The 25,977-nt window shown below is 67.3% G+C and carries 23 protein-coding genes and 1 pseudogene; 7 read left to right on the top strand and 17 right to left on the bottom strand.

Annotation, left to right across the window (positions count from 1 at the left end):
* Positions 1-81: 81 nt before the first annotated feature.
* From PI86_RS12910 to PI86_RS12860, 11 genes are all read right to left on the bottom strand, one after another.
* The gene (locus PI86_RS12910) at positions 82-915 is read right to left on the bottom strand and encodes a substrate-binding periplasmic protein (protein WP_039322919.1); all 834 of its coding nucleotides are present in this window, start codon (positions 913-915) and stop codon (positions 82-84) included.
* Between the two features lie 423 nt (positions 916-1,338).
* Positions 1,339-1,662: a DUF4148 domain-containing protein gene (locus tag PI86_RS12905; protein WP_039322916.1), complete on the bottom strand. Its 324-nt coding sequence runs from the start codon at positions 1,660-1,662 to the stop codon at positions 1,339-1,341.
* Positions 1,663-1,815: 153 nt separating this feature from the next.
* A complete protein-coding gene (locus PI86_RS12900; RefSeq protein WP_039322913.1) occupies positions 1,816-2,790 on the bottom strand; it encodes a LysR family transcriptional regulator in 975 nt (324 codons plus the stop codon).
* A 37-nt stretch (positions 2,791-2,827) separates the two neighbouring features.
* Positions 2,828-3,139, bottom strand: coding sequence for a hypothetical protein (locus PI86_RS12895; RefSeq protein ID WP_039322910.1), 312 nt, complete (start codon positions 3,137-3,139; stop codon positions 2,828-2,830).
* 451 nt (positions 3,140-3,590) lie between these two features.
* The gene (gene cynR, locus PI86_RS12890) at positions 3,591-4,538 is read right to left on the bottom strand and encodes a transcriptional regulator CynR (protein WP_039323046.1); all 948 of its coding nucleotides are present in this window, start codon (positions 4,536-4,538) and stop codon (positions 3,591-3,593) included.
* A gap of 248 nt (positions 4,539-4,786) precedes the next feature.
* Positions 4,787-6,199, bottom strand: a complete 1,413-nt coding sequence (locus tag PI86_RS12885) for an efflux transporter outer membrane subunit (protein ID WP_052319444.1) — start codon at positions 6,197-6,199, stop codon at positions 4,787-4,789.
* Positions 6,193-7,092, bottom strand: coding sequence for an efflux RND transporter periplasmic adaptor subunit (locus PI86_RS12880; protein ID WP_039322907.1), 900 nt, complete (start codon positions 7,090-7,092; stop codon positions 6,193-6,195). The genes PI86_RS12885 and PI86_RS12880 overlap by 7 nt, the downstream gene beginning before the upstream one ends.
* A gap of 2 nt (positions 7,093-7,094) precedes the next feature.
* Positions 7,095-7,319 carry a DUF1656 domain-containing protein gene (locus PI86_RS12875; RefSeq protein ID WP_039322904.1) on the bottom strand — a complete coding sequence of 75 codons (225 nt, stop codon included), beginning with the start codon at positions 7,317-7,319 and terminating at the stop codon, positions 7,095-7,097.
* Positions 7,316-9,382, bottom strand: a complete 2,067-nt coding sequence (locus PI86_RS12870; RefSeq protein ID WP_039322901.1) for an FUSC family protein — start codon at positions 9,380-9,382, stop codon at positions 7,316-7,318. Before PI86_RS12870 ends, PI86_RS12875 begins: the two co-directional genes overlap by 4 nt.
* Positions 9,383-9,874: 492 nt before the next feature.
* Complete coding sequence (locus tag PI86_RS12865) at positions 9,875-12,247, bottom strand: DNA polymerase II (protein ID WP_039322898.1); 2,373 nt, start codon at positions 12,245-12,247, stop codon at positions 9,875-9,877.
* A gap of 156 nt (positions 12,248-12,403) precedes the next feature.
* Positions 12,404-13,966 carry an EAL domain-containing protein gene (locus PI86_RS12860; RefSeq protein WP_235362756.1) on the bottom strand — a complete coding sequence of 521 codons (1,563 nt, stop codon included), beginning with the start codon at positions 13,964-13,966 and terminating at the stop codon, positions 12,404-12,406.
* Between PI86_RS12860 and PI86_RS17755 the strand changes: the two genes are divergently transcribed.
* Positions 13,887-14,102, top strand: coding sequence for a hypothetical protein (locus PI86_RS17755; RefSeq protein WP_235362758.1), 216 nt, complete (start codon positions 13,887-13,889; stop codon positions 14,100-14,102). The genes PI86_RS12860 and PI86_RS17755 overlap by 80 nt on opposite strands.
* Positions 14,103-14,415: 313 nt before the next feature.
* On the opposite strand, the gene PI86_RS12855 is transcribed toward PI86_RS17755, so the two are convergent.
* A complete protein-coding gene (locus PI86_RS12855) occupies positions 14,416-14,706 on the bottom strand; it encodes a hypothetical protein (protein WP_039322892.1) in 291 nt (96 codons plus the stop codon).
* Positions 14,707-14,844: 138 nt separating this feature from the next.
* On the opposite strand from PI86_RS12855, the gene PI86_RS17550 reads away from it, so the two are divergent.
* A complete protein-coding gene (locus PI86_RS17550) occupies positions 14,845-15,312 on the top strand; it encodes a transcriptional regulator (protein WP_082012229.1) in 468 nt (155 codons plus the stop codon).
* Positions 15,313-15,403: 91 nt separating this feature from the next.
* Here the strand turns inward: PI86_RS17550 and PI86_RS16555 are convergent.
* The 3 genes and pseudogenes from PI86_RS16555 to PI86_RS12835 all read right to left on the bottom strand — a co-directional run.
* Positions 15,404-15,694 (bottom strand): annotated as a pseudogene (locus tag PI86_RS16555) (hypothetical protein); the annotation flags it as partial.
* 82 nt (positions 15,695-15,776) lie between these two features.
* Entirely contained in the window at positions 15,777-16,211 is a 435-nt protein-coding gene (locus PI86_RS12840) for a phosphatase (protein ID WP_039322886.1), read from the bottom strand.
* Between the two features lie 323 nt (positions 16,212-16,534).
* Positions 16,535-17,893: an NAD(P)/FAD-dependent oxidoreductase gene (locus tag PI86_RS12835; protein ID WP_039322882.1), complete on the bottom strand. Its 1,359-nt coding sequence runs from the start codon at positions 17,891-17,893 to the stop codon at positions 16,535-16,537.
* Between the two features lie 100 nt (positions 17,894-17,993).
* On the opposite strand from PI86_RS12835, the gene PI86_RS12830 reads away from it, so the two are divergent.
* The 4 genes from PI86_RS12830 to PI86_RS17750 all read left to right on the top strand — a co-directional run bounded on the left by PI86_RS12830 (position 17,994) and on the right by PI86_RS17750 (position 21,892).
* Positions 17,994-18,947, top strand: a complete 954-nt coding sequence (locus PI86_RS12830) for a LysR family transcriptional regulator (RefSeq protein ID WP_014900562.1) — start codon at positions 17,994-17,996, stop codon at positions 18,945-18,947.
* A 421-nt stretch (positions 18,948-19,368) separates the two neighbouring features.
* Positions 19,369-20,274 carry an AraC family transcriptional regulator gene (locus tag PI86_RS12820; RefSeq protein ID WP_039322875.1) on the top strand — a complete coding sequence of 302 codons (906 nt, stop codon included), beginning with the start codon at positions 19,369-19,371 and terminating at the stop codon, positions 20,272-20,274.
* Positions 20,275-20,567: 293 nt separating this feature from the next.
* Entirely contained in the window at positions 20,568-21,455 is an 888-nt protein-coding gene (locus tag PI86_RS12815; protein WP_039322872.1) for an NAD(P)H-binding protein, read from the top strand.
* Between the two features lie 275 nt (positions 21,456-21,730).
* Complete coding sequence (locus tag PI86_RS17750) at positions 21,731-21,892, top strand: hypothetical protein (RefSeq protein WP_235362755.1); 162 nt, start codon at positions 21,731-21,733, stop codon at positions 21,890-21,892.
* 365 nt (positions 21,893-22,257) lie between these two features.
* Here the strand turns inward: PI86_RS17750 and PI86_RS12805 are convergent, their stop codons facing one another.
* Entirely contained in the window at positions 22,258-23,466 is a 1,209-nt protein-coding gene (locus tag PI86_RS12805; RefSeq protein ID WP_039322869.1) for a benzoate/H(+) symporter BenE family transporter, read from the bottom strand.
* Between the two features lie 158 nt (positions 23,467-23,624).
* Here PI86_RS12805 and PI86_RS12800 point away from each other — a divergent pair, with 158 nt between their 5' ends.
* Positions 23,625-24,524: a LysR family transcriptional regulator gene (locus PI86_RS12800; protein ID WP_039322866.1), complete on the top strand. Its 900-nt coding sequence runs from the start codon at positions 23,625-23,627 to the stop codon at positions 24,522-24,524.
* A 27-nt stretch (positions 24,525-24,551) separates the two neighbouring features.
* Here the strand turns inward: PI86_RS12800 and PI86_RS12795 are convergent, their stop codons facing one another.
* The gene (locus tag PI86_RS12795) at positions 24,552-25,577 is read right to left on the bottom strand and encodes a fatty acid desaturase (RefSeq protein WP_039322863.1); all 1,026 of its coding nucleotides are present in this window, start codon (positions 25,575-25,577) and stop codon (positions 24,552-24,554) included.
* Positions 25,578-25,977: the final 400 nt, after the last annotated feature.

Here is a 25,977-nt window from a genome sequence, read left to right as displayed (position 1 = left end):
GCCCGACCTCGGCGCGCAAAGTGCGAATCGGAACATCGAAGCCCGTCGGCGCGCCGCCGGGCGCGCCTGTGAGGCCGGCGCTTACTTGCCGGGCACGAGCATCGCCTGCACGGAAGTCTTGATCAGGCGGTTCACCGCGCCGGACTTGATCTGTTGCGACAGGTAGTCGTTGAGGACGTCGAGGTCGGCCTTCGGCGTGTCCTTGCGCAGGCCGAACGCCACTTCCTGCTGCGCGAGCGGCGGCGTCGGGTTGAAGCTGGCGGCCCAGTCCGGGTGCGCTTCCGTCAGCAGCATGTTGGTGATGTTCGCGTCGGCGAGCAGGTCGGCGCGCTTCGAGATCAGCGACAGGCGCGTCTCGTCGTTGCCCGGCAGCCGCATGATCCGAGCCTGTTTCAGCTCGGCCGAAATCGCCTTGTCCTGCGACGTGCCGGACATCACCGCGATCGTGACGTTCGGCTTGTCGACGTCGGCGATCGAGCGAAGGGTCTTCGCGATCTTCGGGTTGTTCTTGTTGTAAACGAACGAAACGTTGTAATCGGTCGCCGGCGCGGAGAACGCGACGGCCTTTTCACGCTCGGGCGTGTCGTTCAGCGCGAGCGACAGGTCCCATTTGTCCGATTGCAGGCCGGCCACGATGTTGTCCCAGCTCGTGTCGACGAATTCGACCTTCACCTTCAGCACGTTCTGTCCGAAATCGCGGCACAGATCCGAGAAGAAACCGCTGTAGGTGCCCGTCTTCGGGTCGCGCATCACGTACGGCGGCGCGACCGCGGCGCCGCAGCGCAGCACCCCGGCCTTCTTCACGGCGGCCCAGGCGTCGGGCCCGGCGGCATGCGCCGGGGCGGCCGCGACCAGCGCTGCCGCCGCCACGGTGCACGCGGCGATTTGACGGGTGAAACGGGACAGTCGATTCATGGTGACCTCACTAGAGATGGGTAAACCCGCGTGTCTGCTGTTGTCTCCACACATCGGTGTGTGTTTTATTGTGTGCAGCGTTGTGTGCATCTTAGGTGGGCAAAAATCGATGTGTCAACGAGAACTTGTGCTGTGACACGGTCGGGTTTTCCCCGGGGGAGCGGGCGGCGGTGCCGGAAGGCGGACGGATAAAGGCGGTGCGACGCGGAGCCCGTGACGGCTACGCGCGGATGGCGGGAGGAAAGATCAGACGGTTGCGGTGGCCGGTTGGGCGGGGGCGCGCGGGCGGCGCCAGGACGGGCGGGGAGGCGCGGAGCGGGGCGGGGACAGGAGGCCGTCGTGCTGGCCACCGACGGCATCGCAGTGTCGGGCGGCGAGAGTCCGGCTCGGGAAGCCGTCCTCGCCGCGCCGAGCGGCGGCGTGTTACTGCTTCACTGCCGCAGCCGCGGGCGCGCCCGAGAACGTGCCCGGCGCGCCGGTCGAGCCGTATGCGGCTTCGCTGCTCTTGTGTTCGGCGAGCCGCTTCGCGGCCAAGCGTTCCTGTGCGGCGACGATATCGTCCGGATAGTTGTCGCCGTCGCCGGTCGACGGGTTGTAGCCGACCGATTCGAGGTCGAGCAGTTCCTGGCGAACCTGCGCACGCGTGAGGGTCGAGTGCGACGCCTGCGCGTACGACACGGTCGGTGCGGCGAGGAGAGCGGTGGCGGTAGCGGCGACGGTGGCGATGGTAACGATGATGGATTTCACGATTTCCTCAGACGGTTTCGTTGGGGTTGGGCGCGAATGCGATGCGCTGAACCGATGCGACAAGTTTAGGAACCCGGATCGAGCGGATATACGGCGAATCCTGGCGAGCTGTGTTCCAGAATCAGTGAGAGTGGCGGTGCACGACGACGCGCTTCACGCATCGGCAGCCGCCGCGACGGCGACCCGCGGGTTGATCGCGCTGACCGCGCCGACCGCGCGCGGTTGGGTGATCGACGGCAGCCTGAACCGGTCGGCGGCGAGATCGACGAACGCGCGCACCTTGCCGGGCAGGAATTCGCGGCCCGGGTACACGAGCGACACGGCCACGCCGTCGTTCACGATCCGGTAGTCGCCGAGCACGCGCGTCAGCGTGCCGATGCGCAGGTCGTTCGCGACCGCGTATTCGGGCAGCAGCGCGATGCCGCTGCCGGCCAGCGCGAGCTGACGCTGCATCAGTGCGCTGTTCACCGTGACCGGCGCATCGAGCGGGATCGCGTCGAGCGTGCCGCTCGGGCCGGCCCACCGGTAGGTTTTCGCCCCTGCCGCCAAGCCGACGATCCGGTGGCCGTCGAGGTCGGCCGGCCGCCGCGGCGGCGCCGCTTCGAGCAGGTAGCCGGGCGATGCGACCGCGACGAGCGGCGCATGCACCAGCGTGCGCGAGACGACGGACACCGACGTGATCATCGTGTCGGCGACGATGCCGGCATCGAACCCGCCGCCGAGCAGGTCGACTTCCGATTCGCTCAGCGTGATGTGCAGCGACACGTCCGGATGGCGCGACTGGTAGTCGGCGAACAGCCCGGCCAGTTCCGTCGACATCAGGCTGTGCAGCACGACGACGTTCAGGTCGCCGCAGATCCGGCTCGACTCCTGCGTCGCGCGCGATTCGATCTCGGCGAGATCCATCAGCAGCGCGCGGCACCCGTCCGCATAGCGGACGCCGACTTCGGTCAGCACCGTCTTGCGCGTCGAGCGTTGCAGCAGCTTCACGCCCAGGTGCGATTCGAGATCGCCGACGTAGCGTGTGACCAGCGACGGCGATAGATTCAGCTGGTTGGCGGCATGGGAGAAATGATGCGTGTCTGCAACCTTGAGAAAGACCCGCATCGCACTGAACAGATGGTTCACGACGGTTCCTGTAGCAGGGGTGTTGGAGACGGCGCTATCAGCTGCCGAAGTAGACGTTGCAGAAGCTCACCGGGCCGACGCAGTCGGCGTCCGGGGTGGCCGGCGCGGTCGGGGTGAGGGCCGGCGTTTGGCGAAGCGGCACGACGAGCTTCGGCGCGGCGGCGCGCACGCCGCTGTCGTCGTTCGAGCGTGCGGCGAGTTGCGTGGTGCCGGCCTGATCGGCGGCGTGCGATTGCTGCTGGACGGCGGGCACTGCCGGCTGTTGTTGTGCGTATGCGCTTGCGGTTGCGGTGACGCTGGAGAACGCGATGAGGGCGACTGCGACAGGGGCAAGGATCGACTTTGACATTTAGGATTCCGATCAGATGAATGTGGATTTTTACCAGTTCGATTCGGTATCTCGGCGTGGTCGAGTCGTCTTGTCGATGGCCGGGGGGCGTGTCGGATTCTTCTTGTCGAGTCTGGTCGGCGTGCTGCGGAAGGATCGTGCGACATGGGCACCGGGGCCCTCGACGCCGGGATTCGGCGCGACCGATTCACCTGGAATCGATGACGAAAGGATGAAGGAAAACCCTGATCGTGTCCAAGGCGTATTTCCGATCCGGTCGATAAGGCAAATCGATCGTTAACCGGTCAATCAAGCGCGCATGCGATAACCGGTTGATTATGGAATCCGAAATGAAATGTGCGACATGTGCGCGGCTAAACGCACAAGCGCCGCATCCGTCGCGCGGATGCGGCATTGGCTCGACACGACGGGTTGTGCGACGCGCGCCGCCGGTCGGGCGGCGGCGCAGGTGTCACGGCTGATCGCGCACCGTGAGCGTGCGCAGCGACGACAGGCTGCCGTGTTCGAGCATCTCGCGCACCATCTCCGCGAACGCCGTCGCCGCGACGGTCCGATAGGCGCCCTTGCGGCGCAGCAGCGCGACCGTGCGCACGGGAAACGGCGGATCGAGCGGCACGTACTGCAGGTCGCGATGCTCGAACTCGATCGTGCCGGGCAGGATCGTCGCGATCTTGCCGCGGCTCACGATCTTCAGCACCGCGCTGATCGAATTCGCTTGCAACGCGACGTCGGGCTGCATGGCGTACGTCTGGAAATAGCTGTCGACATAGAAGCGCGACACGAAGCTCGTCGTCAGCAGCGCGAGCGGCGTCTCGGCAAGCTGGGTCGGCGTGACGGGCTCATGCTGCGCAGTCAGCGGATGCGTGCGGCCGACCACCAGCATCAGTTGCTCGGGAAACAGCGCCTCGGCCTCGATTTCGTCGGAGCGCACGTCGACGAAGCCGAACGCGAGGTCGACCTGGTCGTCGCCGAGCGCGGTCTCCACCGCATCGAGCGACATCTCGGTGATCTCGACGACGATGCCCGGATAGCGTTCGTGAAACTGCTCGATCACGGGCGCGACGAGGTATTCGGTGAAGGTCGGCGTGAAGCCGACCCGCAGTTGCCCGCGCGACAGGTCGTGCACGTCGTGCAACGCGCGTTGCGCGGTGAGCAGGTCGTTGTACGCGCGGCGCGCATAGTCGAGGTAGACGCTGCCGAAATCGGTGAGCTGGACCATGCGGCCGCTGCGGTCGAACAGTTGCGCGCCGAGCTCGTCCTCGAGCTGGCGAACCTTCTGCGACAGAGCGGATTGCGACACGCTGAGCGCTTCGGCGGCCCGCGTGAAATTGCGGTGCTCGTCGATCGCCAGCAGATAGCTGATGTTGCGAAGCAGGGGGCTGCGTTGGGTGAACTTCATCTTCCGCGGAATGAGTCGCTGGTCGCGTGGGTCGGGCATCGCGCCATTATGCGCCGGTTGCGGCGTGGCGGTTCGGGGTCGTGCATGGCGCGGCGCGGTGCGCTCGCGCACCACGATGCCGGGGCCGGGCGCGCCGGCCGCGATCGGCGCGCCTGCTGCGTCGTCGCGCAGCAGGCTGGCGGCGGCACCGGCGTGCGGGCCCGCATCGGCGGGCGCCGCGGGTTCGATCGCGATGTCGTCGGGCGTGCTCATTGCCAGCCGCCTCCCAGTGCCAGGAACGTCGCGATCTGATCGTTGTTCACATCCTGACGCGCGGCCGCGACGGCCGTTTCTGCGGCGACCCATGTGCGCTCGGCGTCGAGCGCCGCGAGCCCGCCGACCCGGCCGCCGCGCCGCAGTTCCGCGGTCCGGTCCATCACGTCGCGTGCGGCGTCGCGCGACGCCTCGAGGCGCTGCAGCCGGTCGAGCGCACCCGCATAGGTGTCGAGCGACGTCTCGGTTTCGCGCAGCGCGGTGAGCACCGTCGAGTCGAAGTGAGCGAGGCTCGCGCGGCTGTCGGCCCGGGCGGCTTCGATGCGGTCGCGGATCGCGCTGCGATGCAGGTCCCACGTCACCATCGGGCCGACCGCGAAGCGGTTCGTCAGCGGCGTGAAGAACGCGGCGGCGCCGCCGGTCGAGCCGATGCTCGCGCCGAGTTTGATGTCCGGATACAGCGCTGCGGTTTCGACGCCGATGCGCGCCGTCGACGCGGCGAGCCGGCGCTCGGCCGCGCGCACGTCAGGGCGGCGCTTCAGCAGCGCGCGCCCGTCGCCGCTTGGAATCGGCGTCGACAGCGCGAGCGGCGTGCGGCACGCGAGCAGCGCGCGATCGTAGTTTTCCGGCGGCTGCCCGGTCAGCGTCGCGAGTCGGAATGCCGCGTTGAGCCGGCGCGCTTGCAGCGGCGCGAGCTGCGCGCGGCTGCTGTCGATGCCGCCTTGGTCGCGCCGCTGCTCGAACGTCGGCGTGCGGCCGTTCGCGATCAGCTGGCGGGTGAGCGCGAGCCGCTGCTGCTGAATCGTGATTGCGCGCTGCAGTACGTCGATCTGGTTGCCGGCATTGCACAGGTCCGAATACGCGCGCGTGACCTCCGCGGCGACGTTCACGCGCACGAGGTCGCGCGCCGCGGTGACGGCCTCGTTGTCGGCGGACGCCGCCTCGATCCCGCGCCGGATCCCGCCGAACAGGTCGAGGTCGTAGCTCATCGTGAGCCCGATGTTGTAGATCTCGTGCCGCGGCGGCTCGACATGCGACAGCACCGCGGCCGCGGACTGCTGCGTGTAGTTGGTCGACGCGTCGACGCCAATGCTCGGCTCGCGCGCCGTACGCGTCGCCGCCAGCAGCGCATGACTGCGTTCGAGGTTCGCCTGCGCGGCGCGCAGGTCGACGTTGCTGGCCAGCGCCTTTGCGACGAGACCGTCGAGCACCGGATCGTTGTAGAGGCGCCACCAGTGATCGGGCAGCGGATCGGTCGACGCGACCGATGCGCCCGCAACGAAAGCGCCGTTGGCGGCCGGTGCGTTCACGAGCGCATTCGACGGCACGCGGTAGTCGGGACCCACCTCCGCACAGGCGGCGAGCGCGATGCACAGCACGGCGATGGCGGTCCTGCGCAGGCTCACCATGGCAGGCTCCTGGGCACCGTGACGTCGCCGGCGCGCGCATGGATCTCGACCGACGCGGTCTGCCCCGGTACGAGCCGCACGCCGGGCGGCGCCGAATCGATCACGACCCGCACCGGGATGCGCTGCGCGAGCCGCACCCACGTGAACGCGGGGTTCACGTTCGCGAGCTGCGCGTCGCCGCCCGCACGCTCGCGGTCCTCGACGCCGCCGGCGATGCTCTGCACATGGCCGCGAATCTCGCTCGCGACGCCCATCAGGTAGATGCTGGCCGGATCGCCGACATGAATCGCCGGCAGCTTGGTTTCCTCGAAATAGCCCTCGACGCGCAGCGACGTGTCGTTCACCAGCGCCATCGCGCCCTTGCCGGCGTTCAGGTAGACGCCGGGCAGCAGCCCGACGTTGGTCACCGTGCCGTCGATCGGCGCGCGCACGAGCGTGCGCTCGAGGTTCAGCGCGGCGAGGTTGCGCGCGGAGCGGGCCTGTGCGAGCGCGGCGCGCAGCTTCTCGACGCGCGTCGTGCCCTGCTGGGTCGATTCCTCGGCGACCACGTCCGGCATCGCGCGGTTGCGGCGGTCCTCGCGAATCGCTTCGTCGAGTTCGGCCTGCTCGCTCGCGATGTTCGCGTCGGCCTGCTCGAGCGCGATCCGATAGCGCGACGGGTCGATCACGAGCAGCACCTGGCCCTTCGTCACCTTCTGGTTGTCGTGGACGCGCACGTCGGTGACGAGGCCGCTGACGTCGGGCGCGATCGGCACCACGTCGGCGCGGACCTTGCCATCGCGCGTGAGCGGCTCGATCTGGTAGCGGACCCACAGTCCGTAGATCGCGCCGAGGATGCCGAGGATGATGGCGGCCGTCAGCACCGTACGCAGCAAGGGGATGATTCGTTTCATGATCAGGAGAGCAGGCGATACGGGAAATAGGCGTCGGCGAGACGGGCGATGCCCCACCACAGCACGAAGAAGGCCGCCAGTTCGAGCAGCGCGGGTTGCCACAGCAGCACGCGCAGCGGCAGGCGCAGCAGCACGCCGCGCAAAAGGAACGTGACGGCCAGCGCCACGACGGCCCATGCGAGCGCGGACGGCATGTAGATGCCGAAAATATGGATCTCTTCGATCATCGCGTCGTTCCTTCGACGAGTTGCACATGCGGGAACAGGTTGCAGCGCATGCCGACCAGCGCGAGCAGCGTGGCATCGTCGCGGCCGGTGGAATTGCGCGCGGCCGCGCCGATCGCGCGAGTGAGCGCGCGCATCAGCGGCGCCGTGGCCGGAATCGGGTGGTGCGCGTCGGCGCGGGCGCGATACAGGTTCGACACCTCCTCGAGCGCGGCCTCGATTGCGTCGCGCGTGTGCGCGTCGCCCTTGTCGAGCCTCTCGCGCACCTGGATGATGTTGCGGCCGATGCGCAGGTCGCTCAGGCCGTCGACTGCATGCAGCGCATCGTCCGGATTCGCGAATGCCATGCGCGCGGCCACCTGGCCGAGCCGGTCGACCGCGCGCGCGGTCCATGCGGGCGCATCGAGCGGCCGGTGCGGATCGGCCATCTGCGCGAGATCGGCCCAGTTCTGGCGCACGATCCGGTAGGCCGTCCAGCGCGTGCTGGCCGAGCGGAACAGTCTGGTCACGACGAGCGTCGTGACGATGCCGCCGACCTGTGCGAGCCCCGTGTTGAGGAACAGCGCGAAGTCGGCCTGGAAACGATCGAGAAAGCCCATGGCGACGATGAAGCAGGAGAACATCGGGAGTGCGCGTGCGGTGCGCGCGGGATCGGCCTGGATGTAGCCCATCCAGATGAAGGCCGGTGCGAGCGTCAGGATCAGCATCCCGGCGCCGTCGACACGCGGCAGGATCACGAACAGGTACAGCGCGGCGAGCGGGAAGGTGACGAGCGTCGCTACGAGGTAGCGGCCGATCACGGGCGCGGGATCGTCCTGCGCCGCGAACGAGCAGGTGACGAGCGCGGCGAATGCGGCGGTCGCCGAGCCGTTCGGCCAGGCGAGCAGGATCCACACCGCGCAGTAGATGATGATCGCGGTGGTCGTCGCGGCGCCGGCGAGTAGCGCAAGACCGTGATCGCGCGCGAGCTTGAAGCGGCGCGCGCCGTCGACGGGCGGCAGGTGGCGCGCGAGCTCGGCGTCGCTTTCCGCGAAGGTGCGCACCAGCCCACGCGCCGCGTGCAGCGTGTCGATGAAATCGGCGGTGCGGTCGAACAGGTTCGCGGCAAGCAGCGACGTCCAGGTCGGATCGGGCAGGCGCTCGGCCGCCAGCGCGCGGCAACGCGCGGCGAGCCCGACGTCGAGCGCTTCGCCGACTTCCTGCGACGCGTGCAGGTCGTCGATGACTGCGTCGACCAGCGCGGTGGTTTCCGCATCGACTGCGTTCAGCGAGCGCAGCTGGTCGAGCCGGTTCGCGGCGGCCGACGCGATCGACAGCAGCGCGGCGAGACGGTGCTGCAGCGCGGTGACTGTGTCGCGCGTCGCGAGCGCGAAGCGCTGGTCGAACGGCAGCGTCGTCGCGATCATCCCGAGTTCGGTGACGTCGGCCGCGAGCTTGCGGCGATGCTCGTGTTCGAGCCGCGTGTGATGCGTGCCGAATGCCTCGGCTGTCCAGCGGCACGCATCGCCGAGAAACGACAGCGCGCGCTCGTGAATCACGGGCCGGCTGTTCGCGGGCTTCAGCAGCATGTGTGTGATCGTCACGCACAGGATCGCCACCGTCATTTCCTCGACGCGTGACACCGCGGTGATGAAGATGTTGGTCGGATCGTCGAGATACGGGAAGCAGATCACGGCCGAACTGAACGCGGCCATCTGGAACAGGAACGCACGCGGCGTGCGGTCGAGCACTGCGAGATAGATACAGAGGCCGATCCACAGCGCGAGGCACAGCACCAGCAGCACCGGCGAATTCTGCAGGTTGGGAGCGACCACCACCGAGACGACCGCGCCCGCGGCGATGCCTGCGAGCCGATAGATCGTCTTGGGCCGGAATGCGCCGGCCATCGGCTGCGCGGTCACGTAGACCGTCAGCAGCGCCCACCACGGACGCGGAAAGCTGACGGCAAACGAGATCAGCAGCACGAGCGCGGCGGCGATAAAAGTGCTGATCGAGAAAAGGAGCTTTCTCGGATCGATGGAGAATGGATCGCGCAACCGTAGCGGCGCGACGGTGGCTTTCGACACGTCGGTTTCCTTGGGCGAGACAGGCGGAGTGTGTTGCTGCGGCTGCGCTACGGCGTCGGAGGCGGCGTGCCGCACGTCATGTCGTGCAGCGCCGGTTTGCGGCATGCGCCGCGGCGGAGGGAGGCGGGGTGTGCGGGACCAGGAGGCCGCACGGAAAGGAGGTTTGTTGCAGGCATTTCAAGCACGGCGTGCACGCCTTTTCCTTGTTGTTCAAGCGCATGGCGACACACATCGGTGACGGCGGATGCCACGAAAACTCGGGGACGAAGGATCAGGGTTTCGTTCGATTGCGATGGACGAAATTGTGCGCTGCGGCGCGCGCGCCGTCCAAGTCGGATTTCCGACCGGGTCGATCGGTTTTACTTATCGCTCGACGTGCAGGCCCGCCTGAATGCCGATCGGTGCGGGTGGGTGGTCTGAAGAGAACGGGGCGCGAAGCGGTTGCGTGTGCAACCGTGTGACCGGATGGGCGAACGCGGTGTCGCCGCTCCGTCAGTCGCCGAACAATTGCCCCTGCCCCGAAATCACGCGTTCGAAATCGTCCCGCAGAAACGGCAGGATCGCATCGGCGACCGGCTGCAGCTGGCGGCTCACGTAGAACGCGTAGTCGATCGGCGAGCGCATCGTCTCGAGCGGCTCCGGGCCGGCCGTCGTCATCACGTAGCTGATCCAGCCGCCACGCTGGTACTGCAGCGGCCGGCCGCGCGCGTGGTTGAATTCGTCGGCGATCCGCGCGGCGCGCACGTGCGGCGGCACGTTGCGTTGATATTCGCTCAACGGCCGGCGCACGCGCTTGCGATAGATCAGTTGCGCGTCGTATTCGCCGGCGAGCGTGCGGCGCACGTAATCGCGAATGAAGTCCTGGTACGGCTCGCGCTTGAACACGCGCCGGTAGAGTTCGCGCTGGAACGCCTGCGCGAGCGGCGTCCAGTCCGTGCGCACCGTTTCGAGCCCCTTGAACACGAGGTCTTCGCCGCCGTCCGCCGCCCGTGCGAGACCCGCGTAGCGCTTCTTGCTGCCTTCCTCCGCACCGCGAATGGTCGGCATCAGGAAGCGCCGGTAATGGCGCTCGTACTGCAGTTCGAGTGCGCTTTCCAGCCCGAAGCGATCGCGCAGGTGCGCCTGCCACCAGCGGTTCACGTGCTCGACGAGCGCGCGGCCCTTGGCGGCGGCTTGCTCGTCGTCGTGCTCACGCCCGAGCCAGACGAACGTCGAATCGGTATCGCCGTAGATGACTTCGTAGCCTTGTGCTTCGATCAGTTCGCGCGTGCGATGCATGATCTCGTGGCCGCGCATCGTGATCGACGACGCGAGGCGCGGATCGAAGAACCGGCAGCCGGTCGAGCCGAGCACGCCGTAAAACGAATTCATGATGATCTTCAGCGCCTGCGACAGCGGCGCGTTGCGCTGGCGTTTCGCTTCGTCGCGACCTTCCGACACGCGCCGCACGATGTCGGGCAGGCAATGCGCGGTACGCGAGAAGCGCGCGCCGAGGAAGCCGGGCACCGACGTGTCGTCGCCCGGATGCGCGAGCCCTTCGATCAGCCCGGCCGGGTCGATCAGGAAGGTGCGGATGATCGACGGATAGAGGCTCTTGTAGTCGAACACGAGCACCGAGTCGTACAGGCCGGGCCGCGAGTCCATCACGAAGCCGCCGGGGCTGTTCTGTCCCGTCACGTCGCCGAGGTTCGGCGCGACGTAGCCGAGCCGGTGCATGCGCGGCAGGTACAGGTGCGTGAACGCGGCGACCGAGCCGCCGGTGCGATCGGCCGCGAGGCCCGTGACGGTCGCGCGTTCGAGCGCGAAGGACAGCAGGTCGGCCTTGTCGAAGATGCGCGTGACGAGCTCGCAGTCCTTCAGGTTGTAGCGCGCGAGCGCCGGCTTGTCGTGATCGAAGCGGCGCTGGATCTCGTCCATCCGCTGGTACGGATTGTCGATCGATTTGCCTTCGCCGAGCAGCGACTGCGACACGTATTCGAGGCTGAACGACGGGAACGTCCACGTCGCCGATTTCAGCATGTCGATGCCGTCGAGGATCAGGCGGCCGGCCGCGCCCGCGAAGAAGTGGTCGGGCTGCTGGCCGTGCGCGCGCCAGTCGAGCACGCTGCCGCCGCGGCCGAGCTTCAGCGGCACGCCGTATTGTTCCGCGTGCGCGTGCAGGATGCGCAGGTCGAACTGCACGAGGTTCCAGCCGATCACCGCATCGGGATCGTGCGCGGCAAACCAGTCGTTGAGCCGAGCGACCATCTCGGCCCGGCTGTCGCAGTAGTCGAGGCGGAAGTCGACGGCCGGCGCGTCGCCGTTCGGCGGGCCGAGCATGTAGACCTGCCGCTGCCCGCAGCCTTCGAGCGCGATCGAATACAACTCGCCGTGGACGCTGGTCTCGATGTCGAGCGACACGCAGCGCAGCGCCGGGCGATAGCCGGTCGCCGGTTTCAGTTCGCCGTCGGTCAGCGTGCCGTCGCGGCCGGCCGTGCCGCGAAACAGCACGGGCGCGGTGATGAAGCGCTCCATCGTGTAGCGGTCGGGCGGCTGCACGTCGGCTTCGTAGACGTCGACGCCGGCCGTGGCAAGGCGTTTCTGCAGCGCGGAAAGATGGCGGTAGCGCCGGCAGTAGAGCCCGGCTACGGTGCGCTGGCGGAAATCGCGCAGCGCAAGCGGGCGCAGTTCGGTATCGCGTTCGCCGGCCAGCGCGCGTTCGGCGAGCGGCTGCTGCTCGGCCGGCACGAACGCGACGGCTTCCTGCGGACGCAGCCGCACGCGGCGCGGACCGTGTTCGGTTGCCAGCCAGAACTCGATCTCGATGCCGGTCGCGGTGTCCCGCCAGTGGCGGGTGAGGATGAAGCCCTGCTCGAACGCCGTCAAAACGCTTGCTCGTCGTGGATGCTCAGGCGGCGGATTTTAGCGCCTGCGCGCGGTTCCCGCGCGTCGATCGATGCGACACGGGGGCGGAGCGACGCGCGCACGCACGCGCTCGGTATCGCGCTGCGGGGGCGTCGAACGTCCGGTGCCGGCCGCGGCCTACGCGGGCATCGCTGCGAATTCCTGCTTCAGCTGTTCCGGTCGCTGCGGCCGCTGGTACAGGTAGCCTTGCGCATACTGAATCCCGACCGCGCGCAGCGCGCGATGCTGTTCTTCGGTTTCCACGCCCTCGGCAATGATCTTCAGGTCGTAGTGGTGCGCGACGGCCGCGATCCCCTCGATCAGTTTCGCGTTGCCGGTCGTCAGCTGCGAGATGAACTGCCGATCGATCTTCACATAGTCGAACGGAAAGCGCGACAGCAGGTCGAGATTGCTGTGATGCGTGCCGAAATCGTCGATCGCGAACTTCGCACCTTTCGAGCGCAGCGCGGCAAACATCGCGGTGGTGCGCGCGTTCTTTTCGAGCAGGATCCGCTCGGTCACTTCGAGCACCAGCGTGAAGCCCGGCGGAAGCCGGCGGATCGTGTCTTCGATGACGGCCACGAAACGCGCGCGTTCGAGATCCTTCGGTGCGACGTTGATCGCGATGTGCAGCGGCGTCGACGGCGCGAGTTCGGTCAGTTCCGACGCAGCCGTTCGAAGCACGAATTCAGTCACCTTCGGCAGAAGCGTGCTCGATTCCACCTGCGGCACGAACACGGCCGGGCTGATCGCCCCCCATTTCGGATGGTGCCAGCGCAGCAGCGCCTCGACGCCTACGGTCCTGCGCGTTTCGGTGTCGACGATCGGCTGGTACACGACGTGGAACTCGTCGCGCTTCAGTGCATTGCGAACCGCCTTCAGCAACAGCCGCCGCGGCGCCATCGCGAGCAGGTACGCGGCCCCGACGAGCCCGTTCAGCAGCAGCGCGATCGTGATGGAGATCAACTGATAGTGCCGCTGCACCCGCGAAACGTAGGAGTCGGACGCGGTGACGGATACCGTGAACGGCCAGCGGGACGATGCGATCGTGCTGCCGGGCGCCGGCGCCGCGCCGGATTCCGGCACGAAGATGCCACGCTGATCGAGGCTGCCCGCGCCCTTGATCGACAGCATCGCGGTTTCCACGCCGTAGCGGGCGCCGTGAGCCAGCATGTCGGCGACGTAGTCGCCCTCGACCAGGTACAGGATGCCCGAACCGTGCACGGTCGAGCGAAACGCCGCCAGCACCGGCACGCAATGCTGAAACGGCGTCTGCGGCAGCAGGGTGGTGACCGTGGCGCCCGGTTCCGGCGCGCGCACGTACGCGTCGAGCGTGACGTCGATCGCGCCCAGCGCCGACGAGCAGGTGACGCGACCGTCGTTGACCAGCGCGACCGCGCGCAGGTAGCGCAGGTGAGTGCCCACTTCGGCCAGCGTCCTGAAGACCGCCGCGCACGGCCGCCCGACCAGCGCAAGCAGCTCGTCCGTGTGGCGCGAGTGAACGCCGTCCAGGATGCGGTCGACCGAACTCACGATGTCGTTCGCGACGACACGCTCGTGCCGGGCAACCGATTCGCGCACGAGACGCTCGGCCACGACGAGCGCCAGGACGAGCACGAGCATGCAGACGATCACGGTAATGGAGAAGACGATGTGCGGCCACGCCCCGCTGCGCGGGAATGCGGGCTTCGGGCCCGGCATGGGCGTGGTGGTTCCTCGGGTCGCGTTTGTTGTTGTGCGCATGGGAATGCAGGTCGAACCGGTCGTAGGACAGACGCAAGGCATTCGCCATGCCTGGACCGGAGCACGGCGGCTCGTGCCGATATCGGGACGCTGATCGATTCTACGCTCGCGACCGCTTGAAGCGGCAAGGCGGCGGAATCGCCGGTGTCGGCGCGCTTCTCGGTAACCAATAACATACATCGGGTTTGAATGTATGTTGGCTTGGCGCATCGAAAAAAGCCCCGGCCGCAGCGGAGTGCGGCCGGGATGGAAGACACCGTCTCTTGGCACGAGGATGGTGCGCCGCAAGTATAAGATGCAGCGCACGATTAAGAAATATCGTTATTCAACAAATGGTTAATATTTCCGATTGATGCTTAAAAGGAAATATTTGCGTAACGCGTCACCTTGCGCGGCGCGGCCGCGTTTCAGAAATCGTCGCGCATCTTGTGGAGCAGGTCGCGCGGCGACTGATGCGTGTCCACTGCGGTGAGTACGTCGGTCAGAAACCAGGGCAGGTTCAGTTGCGTGTCGGAGTCGCCGACGCATACGCGGATCGGCGGGGCCTTTGTCGTCGAGCGGGAACCTGGCTGGGTGCCGGATGACGTGGAGGACGGCACGCAATTCTTCGCTGGCTGCGGAATCGGCGCGGCGGCACCGGCCGGCACGCTGGCAGCGAGAAGCAGGATCAGGATGGCGACAGGCGCGGCGCGTTTCATGTGAGTCTCCGGCGATGCTCGTTCGACTCCGTTCGCGAACGCGAGTTCGGTGGCGCGAGGGTTGCGGCGGTCGCGATCCGCGCCAGACTGGTGCGCCAATCATCAAGAATCGATCGGCTCACTGGTTGGACGCTTGCGATGCCGAATGCGCTCATCTATCGTGCCGCCACGACGACGCCGACATCGGGCGTCGACACCGAAGCGCAAGGAGCACCCGTCATTACCGCATCCAATCGTCGCACGCATGTTCGTGCGTTTCTCGTGGCGTCGGTCGCCTATTTCAATCTGTCGAATCCTGCATCGGCGGCATACACGGAGGCGTGGATGAGCGATCACGACGTCAACGCGTACGCGCAGCAGGCCAAGCATCCGCCCGTGGCGGCCAACACGCCGACGGCCGTCAAGCAGGCACCGAAAGCCGCGCGTCCGCCATCGAAGGCACCGGCCGCGGCGCACGCCGACGCGAACCATGCAGCGAAGCCGCATGCGGCTCCCGCCCAGGCCCGCACATCTCACCACGTGGGTAGCGCGGATTCGAAGTTGCAGGTCGCGGCGCATCCGAAGGGTCCACGGGCGGCACACACGGGCACGGCGACGCTGCATTGATGCAGCACGCAATCCACCACGCGCGCCGTACGCGTCACGGATACCCGTAACAGCGCGTCAACCCCGCGTAGTCGTAGAAGCGACTCCCCGGCGCGCTCTTCGTCTTGCCGTTGCCCTTCCGCGTATTGGTGAACTTGCCGTCCGGCGACGTGAACGCGCAGGTTCCCGTGTTCGCGAACGTATAGCCGTCCGTGCCGAGCCTCGCGATGAACGCCGGTGACACGAGCGCGGCCGAGAAGCAGGTCGAACTGTCGAGCGCGCGGTCCTGCCTCGAGTTGACGGCGACGATCTGCCGGCTACCCGACGCGAACGGCGCCGGCAGCCGCTGCGCGACACGCGTGGCGAACTGCTGGTGTTCGCGGAAGCCGGTTTGCGTGAGATGTCAGGTCTCGGTCGGGCAATCGTCGGCATGCCGCCGGATCGCGACCGGCCGGCGAGTGCCGGCCCGTGTGCAGGCGCTCAGTTCAGTGCACGCCAGCCGATGCGATCGATCGCACCGTGTCGGTGATGCGCACGCAACGCGACAGGCCGAACGTCTCGGCTTCGCGGCGTTCCGGTTCGCTGCTCGCGACGGCCACCGCGCGCTCGGGCGGCACGCCGAGTGCCTGCAGCGCGACGTCGAACGGATGCTGGCTTGATACGGAGTCCTGCTGATTGGCGTCGGTCACGACGACCGAGAAGCGGTCGAGGTTCGCGCGGCCGAACTGGCCTTCGAACATGTCGCTGAGCCGGGCGGCCGGCAGCGTCGTGACGAGACCGAGTCGATATCCTTGCTCCGACGCGCTATCGAGCCACTGGATGATCGCATCGCGCTGGTTGCGCGACTCGTGCGAGTCCGGCGTTGCTTCGATCTGCGCGAATGCTGCGTCGAGACGGGTGACGATGGCTTCGATGACCACGGTGTTTCCTCTCCAGTGACGTAACGATCCGTTCGCGGACGGGAATGCCACACACCTTAGCGTCGATCCGGAATATGCGACCAATTAATATTTATATCAGACTCATAGGATTCGACTAATGAATCGGGTCGCCAGCCAGAGCTGGCGCGGGATGCACACAGCACGGCGTGTTCGCATGATTTGCATTGCATCGACGGCCTTCGATGTGATGCACCAAACGTGCACACGATGCGAATGCACCGGATGGGTGCAGACAAGCAAACGGCGTATCGGGCGATGCACGCCCGATACGCCGTCTTGCGATGCCGCGTGCGGGCCGGCGATCAGTGCAGCTTGATCGACGGCTGGTTGCGGCCTTGCAGCCAGTGGCTCAGCGACTGGAACAGCGCACGCTTCAGTCCGACCACGCTGAACAGGTGCTTGCGGTACAGGAACTTGTACAGGCCGATCGCGGCGAGCCCGTCGACGATCAGCGAGCGCGAGCGCACGCCGAGGTCGCCCTGGTACACGGCGCCGGCCGAACCAAGCGACACGACGGTGCCTGCGTCGCGGAACGTGAAGCTCGCCACCGGCTTGCCGGCGAGGCGCCGCGCGAGCGCCTCGCCCAGGTACACGGCCTGCTGGTGCGCGACCTGCGCGCGCGGCGGCAGGAAGCCGCTCGCATCGGCCGACGGGCACGCGGCGCAGTCGCCGAACGCATACACGTGCGGATCGTCGGGCGTCTGCAGCGTATCGGTCACGATCACCTGGTTCGACCGGTTCAGCGCGATGTCGCCGAGTTCCCGCAGGATCGCGGGGCCCGCGACGCCCGCGGCCCAGATCGTGATGTCGCTCGCGAGCGGCTCGCCGGTCGCGGTCGTGACCGCGTCCGCGCCGACTTCCGCGACGCGCGTATCCGTCAGCACGTCGACGTTCAGCGTGCACAGTTGCGCGTGCATCTTGGCGGACAGCCTTTCATCGAGCGCCGGCAGGATGCGCGGGCCGCCTTCAATCAGCCGGATGTGCACGTCGCGCGCCGACACGAGCGCCTTGAAGCGATACGTCGTCAGCTGCTGGATCGCGTGCCGCAGGGCGGCGGCCAGCTCGACGCCCGTCGCGCCTGCGCCGATCACGTTGATGCAGATCGGCGCCGCGCGCCGTGCGGGCTGCTGTTCGGCCTGATGGTTCGCCTTCGTGCACGCCGCAAGGAACTTGCGGCGGAAGTCCTCCGCCTGGTCGAGGTTTTCGAGCGGCAACGCGTGGCGCGCGGCGCCCGGCACGTTGAAGAAGTTCGTCACGCTGCCCACGGCCAGCACGAGATCGTCGTAGTCGAGCGCGCGCTGCGGCAGGATTTCCGTGCCGTCCGCGTCCTGCACGGCGGCGATCGTCGCCGTGCGTGCCGCGCGGTCGACCCGTTGCAGCGCGCCCTGCACGAAGCGGAAGCCGTGGCGCTTCGCTTGCGCCGCGTATTCGATCGTGTGCGATGCCGGATCACGATGGCCCGACGCGGCTTCGTGCAGCAGCGGCTTCCAGAAGTGCGTCGGGTAGCGGTCGACGAGCACGACGTCGGCTTGCCCGCGGCGCCCGACGGTGTCGCCGAGGCGCGTGGCGAGCTGCAGGCCGCCGGCGCCGCCGCCGACGATCACGATGCGCGGCACGCGCGGTGCGCGATCCGTTGCAAGGGTAGGCGTGATGTTGTCCATGTTGTGGCTCCCGCTGATGACGATTCGGATGACATTGCTCAAGAACCGACGATATAGTTTTGAACCTGCACGAACAATTTAATGTTTATAAGCGACTCATATGTATTCACTTATAGGAAAGACCGCGACGTTCCGGCAGCTGAAGGCGCTGGACATGATTGCGCGGCTCGGCAGCGTGTCGCGTGCGGCCGAGGAGCTGAACCTGACGCAGCCGGCCGTATCGCTGCAGGTTCGCCTGCTCGAGGAGGCGGTGGGCGCCGCGTTGCTGCAGCGGGTGGGGCGCGGCGTGCAGTTGACCGCGGCCGGCGAGATCGTGTCGCGCTATGCGCGCGAGATCCTGCATCTGTGGAGCGAGGCCGGCGACGAAGTGGCCGCGCTGACGGGCGATCTCGGCGGCACGCTGCGGATCGGCGCGATCACGACGGCCGAGTACCTGATCCCGCCGCTGCTGGTGAAGTTCACCGCGACGCGTCCGCACGTGAAGACATATTTCAAGGTCGGTAATCGCGACGACATCATCCGCATGCTCGCGACGCATGAAATCGATCTCGCGGTGATGGGCAGCGCGCCGAAGGAGCTGCGCACGCACGCGGTCGAGTTCGCGAAGCATCCGATGGTGTTCGTCGCGGCGCCCGGGCATCCGCTGATGCAGCGCAAGCGCGTTGCGCTGAAGGATCTCGAATCCGCGCACCTGCTCGTGCGCGAACGCGGCGCGGGCACGCGCTCCACGGTCGAGAGCCTGTTCAAGACGGCCGGCTACCGGTTCCATGTGGGCTCCGAACTGTCGAGCAACGAGGCGATCAAGCAGATGGCTGAAGCCGGGCTGGGCATCGCGTTCCTGTCGTTGCACGCGTGTGCACTCGAGCTGCGCGCGGGGTTGCTCGGGCAGCTGCCGTTTCCGGGCAACCCGATCGAGCGCGAATGGTACGTGGTCACGCTTGCCGACCGGCGGATCTCGCAGGTGACGGGATTGTTTCGCGACTTCCTGATCAAGCAGGGCGCGCCGGTGATCGACGGCGCGACCGTGGCGCCGCACGAGCGGCGGCGCAAGTAGGCGGATGAGGTCGGCGCGCGAGCGCCGTGCGGGCCGACCGTCAGACGATCCCGAAGTCGTCGTTGCTGTCGGGAATCGATGCGAGCAGCCGTTCGAGCCGGTACCAGCCGATCATGCGCAAGCATCGCATGGCGACGGTGGTCCGGTCGTGGCGGGAGGCGGGGCGGCGGGCGGCGCGGGACGGCGAAGAGGCGGCGAACGCCGCGCGTTGCGGGCAGTAATGGGGCATGGCGGGCTCCGTAGGTGTCGGATGAGGCGATCGTAAGCGTCGCGACGCCTGCTGGCGCGCACGCAAGGATCGGCCGGAGCAGAAACGGATGATCTTTTTCTGCTCGGTGCGGGAATGGCCGCGCAGGCCCGGCAGGCAGCCGCAAAAGGCGTCACAATGCGCGTTCGACACCCGATCTGGTGGAGGGCAACCATGAGCGATCCGATTCTCGCCGCGCCGGCCGACAACGGCGTGCCGGTCAGTCTGCGCTCCAGCCGCGGGCTCGGCTGGCGGGGCTTCGGCGCGTCGCTGCTGGAGATTCGCGCGGGCACGTACCGGATTCCGGCCGCCGACCATCACCGCATCGGCGTGCATATCGGCTCGCCCGTGCGCGCGGACTGCGTGTGCGACGGCGAACGCGTGTCGCGCATCCAGGCGCACGGCGACGTCGACGTGATTCCCGCCGGCCTGCCGGGCCAGTGGACCGACAGCGCCGACTGCCGGATCCTGCACATCGCGCTCAGCGACACGTTCGTGCAGCGTACGTTCGAGCAACTGGAGCTGAAGCCGTCGCAGGCGCAGATCCGCCGGCGGCTGCAGGTGCGCGATCCGCGCCTGCAGCACATCGCCTGGGCGATGGCCGCCGAGCTCGAAGCGGAAGATGCGTCCGATCCGCTCTATGCGGAGAGCCTGTGCACGGCACTCGTCGCGCGGCTGGTCGACAGTCAGCCGGTGTTCCGCGAGCGCCGACGTACGCTTGCGCCGAAAGCGGCGGCGCGCGTGATCGACTATGTCGAGGCCAACCTCGAACGCCGCATGACGCTCGCCGAACTCGCGGCGCTCGTGTCGATCAGCGTGCCGCATTTCAAGGTGCTGTTTCGCGAGACGCTCGGGATGCCGGTGCATCAGTACGTGGTGCGGCGCCGCGTCGAGCGTGCGAAGGTGTTGCTGCTCGAAGGCAGGCTCAGTATCAGCCAGGTTGCGCTGGAAGCCGGGTTTGCGCACCAGAGCCATATGGCGAACTGGATGAATCGCGTGCTGGGGGCGACCCCGACGGAGATCGTGCGGTCGGGGGCGCGGGGCGGGCTCAGGCTCGCTCATGACGGCGAGGACCGTTGATCGACCGCCGCACCAGACGGGTTCCGCGCGCGGGCCGACGATGGGCGACTCCGCAGTCTGCTGGCGCAGGTAATGCGTTGTTCCGCCTGCTTCGGTGTGGCAGCAACACCAGGTCAGGCTCCATGGCAATGGTCCAACCAGCCTGCTGGACCATTGCCGCGTCCGGCCACGCAGCGGACGAACCCGGCAACCGCCTGATCCGTCATCCATTCCTGTCCGGGTCATCCGTCTGTGCGCGTCACGCTGGCGGTGAGCGCCGACAATCACCACACCCTTTTCCCCAGGAGCGGATCGTGTTCGTGATTTTCGGTGCATCAGGTAACGTCGGCCTGTCGACAGTAACGACCCTGCGCGACGCAGGCCATCCCGTGCGAGCGGTGTTGCGCGACGCGCGCCATCGCGAACGCTTCGCGCAGCTCGGCTGCGACGTGGCGATTGCCGACCTGACGGACGCACGCGCGGCCGCCGCGGCGATCGATGGCGCGCAAGCCGTGCAGATGCTGTGTCCGGTGCCCGTCGCCGACAGCGACCCGGCCGCGACGATGGAGCGGACGATCGACATCGTGACTGGCGCGCTCGCCGCGAACCCGCCGCCGGTGCTGCTCGCGCTGTCGGACTATGGCGCGGAGCGCGACGGCAACACGGGCATCACGCGGCTCTTTCATCGTCTGGAAGAAAAGCTGAAGACGGTTCCGACGCAGCTCACGCTGTTGCGCTCGGCCGAACACCTGCAGAACTGGACGCGCGTGCTGCCGGTCGCGCTCGCAACCGGCGTGCTGCCGAGCTTTCATCATCCGGTCGACAAGGTGTTTCCGACGGTGTGGGCACCCGATGTAGGTGTCGCGGCGGCGCGGCTACTGCTTGATCCGGCCGAACCGGGTAACGGACCGCGCATCGTCAGCATGGAAGGGCCGCAGCGCGTGAGCGTGCGGGACATCGCGGACGGGCTCGGCGCGGCGGCTGATCGCCAGATCGTCGCGCGTGAACTGCCGCGTGACGCCTGGACCGCGACGCTATTGCGCGCGGGGCTCAGCGAGCGCCATGCGCAACTGATCGTCGATCTGTACGACGTGCACAACGCGGGGCAGATCGATGTCGAGTCTGGCGTGTCGGAGCGGGTGTATGGCACGACGACACCGACGGACGCACTCGCGACGCTGGTGCGCAAGCGTGCGCAGTGAGCGACGGCTGAAAATACGCCTGATGTGGTATGGCACAACGATGTGCTCCATGTGATCGCTAAAGTCGCCTTGCAAAGGCAATCCGCTCGGCGGTCACATCATTACCTTTTGCTGAGGATATGTTGACCTGAACCGGTCAGGTCTCGCGTGGTTGAAATCTTCGCCTCGAATCGCCGACTCCTCACTGGATATCGAAGTTCGCCGACGCGTGTGGTCGCCTGGGGGCAGCGGGTTATGCGGTAGTGGGCCATTGGATTCATGGCAAGCCGGCTACGATGACCTCCTCGCTTGATGTCCAGGCGGAGCAGCTCGGCTTGAGCCTGCGTGATGAGATGGCGGCCGGTAACGTCGAGCTGCATCGGGATACGGCGACGAACGCACTGACGCTCCGGTTCAACGGCATGTACGGGTCGGGTGACGTGACGGTCGCGCCGTGATGGGCTTCCATGATGGCTACGGTCGGTCGGACCATTGTCGCGTTGGCACCCGCTGCGCCCGTGCGAGTCGCTGGTTACACCGACATCGTGCCGGCTGGCGCGACATCACGGGACAACAATCAGGCGCTTTCCGAATCCCGCGCCCGACAGGTCGCGCAGATTCTTGCGGCGGTGGGGGGCGATGCAAAACATCTCCGCGACCGGACAGAGCGATGCCGATCCGCTCGCCGACAACGGCACGGCACCGGGCAGGTCAAGGAATCGCCGTGTCGAAGTGACCGTATCGAACTGAACGGCGAGTCGATGTGCGTTGCGATTCGCCGATACAACGGACGTGCCTTTTGCAGCAGGCATTCCGAGCCTGCCTAAACGCCCCGACGCCCCCGCACCCTGCTCAACACCGCATACGCGACCGATCCGATCACGATCCCCCAGAACGCGGAGCCGAGCCCAAGCCACGTCATCCCCGAAGCGGTCGCGAGAAACGTGATCACCGATGCTTCGCGATGATCCTCGTCCTCGAAGATTCCGTGCACGTTCGCGCCGATCGCGCCGATCAGCGCGAGCCCCGCGAGGATCGCGACGAAGGCCTTCGGCAGCGCGAAGAACAGCGTGACGATCGTTCCTGCGAAGAGCCCGCCGATCAGGTAGATCACGCCGTTCGCAATACCGGCTATATAGCGCCGGTCGGGATCCTCGTGCGAGTCCTTGCCCGTGCACAGCGCCGCGGTGATCGCCGCGACGACGATCGTGATCCCGCCGAAGCACGCGACGACGAGCGACATCACGCTGGTCGCGGTGATGATCGGCCGCGCCGGCGTGTGATAGCCCGATACGCGCAGGATCGTCATCCCCGGCAGGAACTGGCCGGTGAGGCTGACGACGACGAGCGGCAGCGCAAGGCTGAGCGTGGTGCCGAGCGTCCATTCAGGCGCGATGAAGATCGGCCGCGCGATGCTCGGCGACACGTTGCCGAGGTGCGTCATCCCGAGCAGCGTCGCGAGCGCGGCGCCCGTCAGCAGTACCAGCACGATGCTGTAGCGCGGCAGCAGGCGCTTGAAGATCACGTACGCCGCGATCATCCCGAAGCCGAGCACCGGCTGCGCGGTCGCGGCGGAGAACGCATGCATGCCGAACGGCAGCAGGATGCCGGCCATCATCCCGCACGCGATGCCGCGCGGAATGTGGCGGACGAGCCGATCGAAATAGCCGCTGATGCCGATCACCAGGATGATCAGCGCGGCCGTGATGTACGCGCCGACGGCCTGGTTCAGCGTCAGCTGCGGAAAGAGGCCCACTAGCAGCGCGGTGCCGGGCGCCGACCACGCGGTCACGATCGGCACCTTCAGTTTCCAGCTGGCGAACAGGCCCGACACGCCCGCGCCGATCGAGATCGCCCAGACCCACGAAGCCACCATCTCGTTGGACGCATGCGCAGCCTGCGACGCCTGGAAGAAGATCGCGAGCGGGCCCGCGTAGGAAATCAGCACCGCGAGAAAGCCCGCGGTGATCGCGGAGACGGACCAGTCGTTGCCGATCGAGCGGATCGCGCCGGGCGAGGTGTTCGGTTGCATCGTCGTAGGGGTAACGTGCGCGGCCGGGGCCGGATCCGCAGCGGAGGGTTGTCTGGTAGCCAGGAGGTGCCGACATTTTCGGCGTTGTCGGTGGAATTGACAATTCATCGCTGGATATCAACACTGTTTACTTTCGATAAACAGTCCGGGCGAACAAGATGGACAGATTGGTGGCGATGCGGCTCTTCACGTGCATCGTCGATTCCGGCAGCTTCACGCGCGCCGCGCAGCAGCTCGGCATGCAGCGCGCGTCGGCGACGCAGATCATGAAGCAGCTCGAGTCGCACCTCGGCGCGCGGCTGCTGGTGCGCACGACGCGGCACGTGAGCGCGACGGTCGACGGTGCCGCATACTATCGGCGCTGCGTGGAGATCCTGGACGGGATCGACGAGGCCGAAGCGTCGTTCTCGCACGCGGCGCGCCATCCACAGGGCGCGCTGAAGGTCGATCTCGCGAGTTCGTTCGCGCGGCTCGTCGTGATTCCGGCGCTACCCGAATTCTTCGCGCGCTATCCGCAGGTCACGCTCGACCTCAGCGTCGGCGACCGTCGCGTCGACCTCGCGCGGGAAAGCGTCGACTGCGTCGTGCGAATCGGCGAGCTGACGGATTCGTCGCTGGTCGCGCGCCGCGTCGGCCTGCTCGAGCAGGTCACGTGCGCGAGCCCCGGTTATCTGGCCGCGCATGGCCGGCCGCGCAATTTCGCCGATCTCGCGAAGCATCGCGAGGTTGCCTATGTGTCGGCGTCGAGCGGCAAGCGCGTGCCGCTCGTGTTCGGGATGGACGGCAAGACGGAGACGACGGAGCTGCCGGCATCGGTGTCGGTCAACAACGGCGACGCGTACGTGACGGCGTGCGAGGCCGGGCTCGGGATCATTCAGGTACCGCGCTATCACGTCGTGGAGAAGCTGCGCGGCGGCACACTGACGGAGATTCTCACGCGACTGCGTCCGCCGCCGTTGCCGTTGTCGGTGCTGTATCCGCATCGCGGCCACCTGTCGCCGCGGCTGAGGGTGTTCATCGACTGGATCGGCGAGCTGGTGCGCGAGCGCGCGCGGTGACGTGGGCGATGCGGGCTCGGCGAGCCGTTACGTACTGATCTGAAGATAGCCGCCGACCACGGCCACCTTCGCGCCACTCCCCGTCGACAGTGATGCCGTACCCTGGTCGAACGGATGCACGGGCGTGTCGGTCGGCGTCCATGCATGACGCGCCAGCAACTCGCGATACCCGCCGCGAATCACGAAGCCGCCGCATTTCTCCGCATACGCGTCGCGCCGCATCCGGTATGCGCGCGGCAGGTCGTACCAAGGCAGCTTCGGCAGGTCGTGATGGACGAGGTGGTAGTTGTTGTTCAGGTACAGCAGGCGCATCGCGAAGCCGGCTTCGTTGATCACGATGCGCGCCTTCGGATGCCGGGCGGCGCGGTGCTCGTACAGCGAGCGGATCATTGCGAGCGACAGCGCGGGCCACGTGATGGCCAGCAGGTAGTACCACCACGGCACGCCGATTGCCCACTGCAGCCACGCGAGCAGTACGACCACGCAGGCGGCGTGCGTTCCCCACATCGGCAGATAGCGAAAATCGCCGCGCCGGAACGCGCGGAACGCGTCGGCGAACATCGCGGCGATACTCGTCGGCGGACCGAACACCAGGCGCCCGATGAAGGTTGTGCGCGCAACCGTCAGCGCGCGATGCCAGCGTGGCAGCCGCGCCCACTGATCACGCGATACGTAGTTCGATTCGGGGTCGACGCCCGGTACGGTCAGGTCATCGTCGCGGTGATGATCCAGGTGCGTGTCGCGATACAGCGTGTACGGATACCAGATCGTCAACGGCGGATAGCCGAGCAGCCGGTTCACGAACGCGGAGCGCGTCGGATGGCCATGCAGCAGCTCATGCTGCAGCGACATATGCCACGCGCCGAGCAGGATCAACGGCGGCGTCGCGGCGGCGAGCGACAGGTGCGCCGCACGCACGAGCAGCAGCACGGCGAGCCAGCCGGCGTAGATCGCGACGACCAGCAGCCAGGTCGGCCACTCGGTGCGGGCGGTGAAGCGGGCATAGAGCGCGGCGATCGCGCGCGCGTGGTCGACGTCGAAGTATTCGGCCATGGTGCTGGGGCGGGATGAAACAGGCGATACGGGTGATACGGTGGCGGACGGTCACGCTCCGGTGCGGGACGCGATGCGGTTGGCCGACAGGCGTCGCGGCTTGCTCAAAAGGATCACGACACTGGAACGCTAACCGGGCCGCATCGTCAGGCCAACCAAGCAATTCGCATTTGCTTATCGCTGCTAGGCCGATAAGCATTGGCTACAGTCCGCAGTCCGCAGTCCGCAGTCCGCAGTCCGCAGTCCGCAGTCCGCAGTCCGCAGTCCGCAGTCCGCAGCCCGCAGCCCGCAGCCCGCAGCCCGCAGCTCGCAGCTCGCGGCCCACAGCTCGCGGCCCACAGCTCGCAGCTCGCGGCCCGCCACCTGCTACCTGCCACCTGCCAAGGCACCAAGGCACCAA

Source organism: Burkholderia sp. A9 (assembly GCF_000801975.1).
The sequence above is the reverse complement of the archived record's forward strand: the minus strand, read 5'-3'. Positions and strand labels throughout refer to the sequence as shown.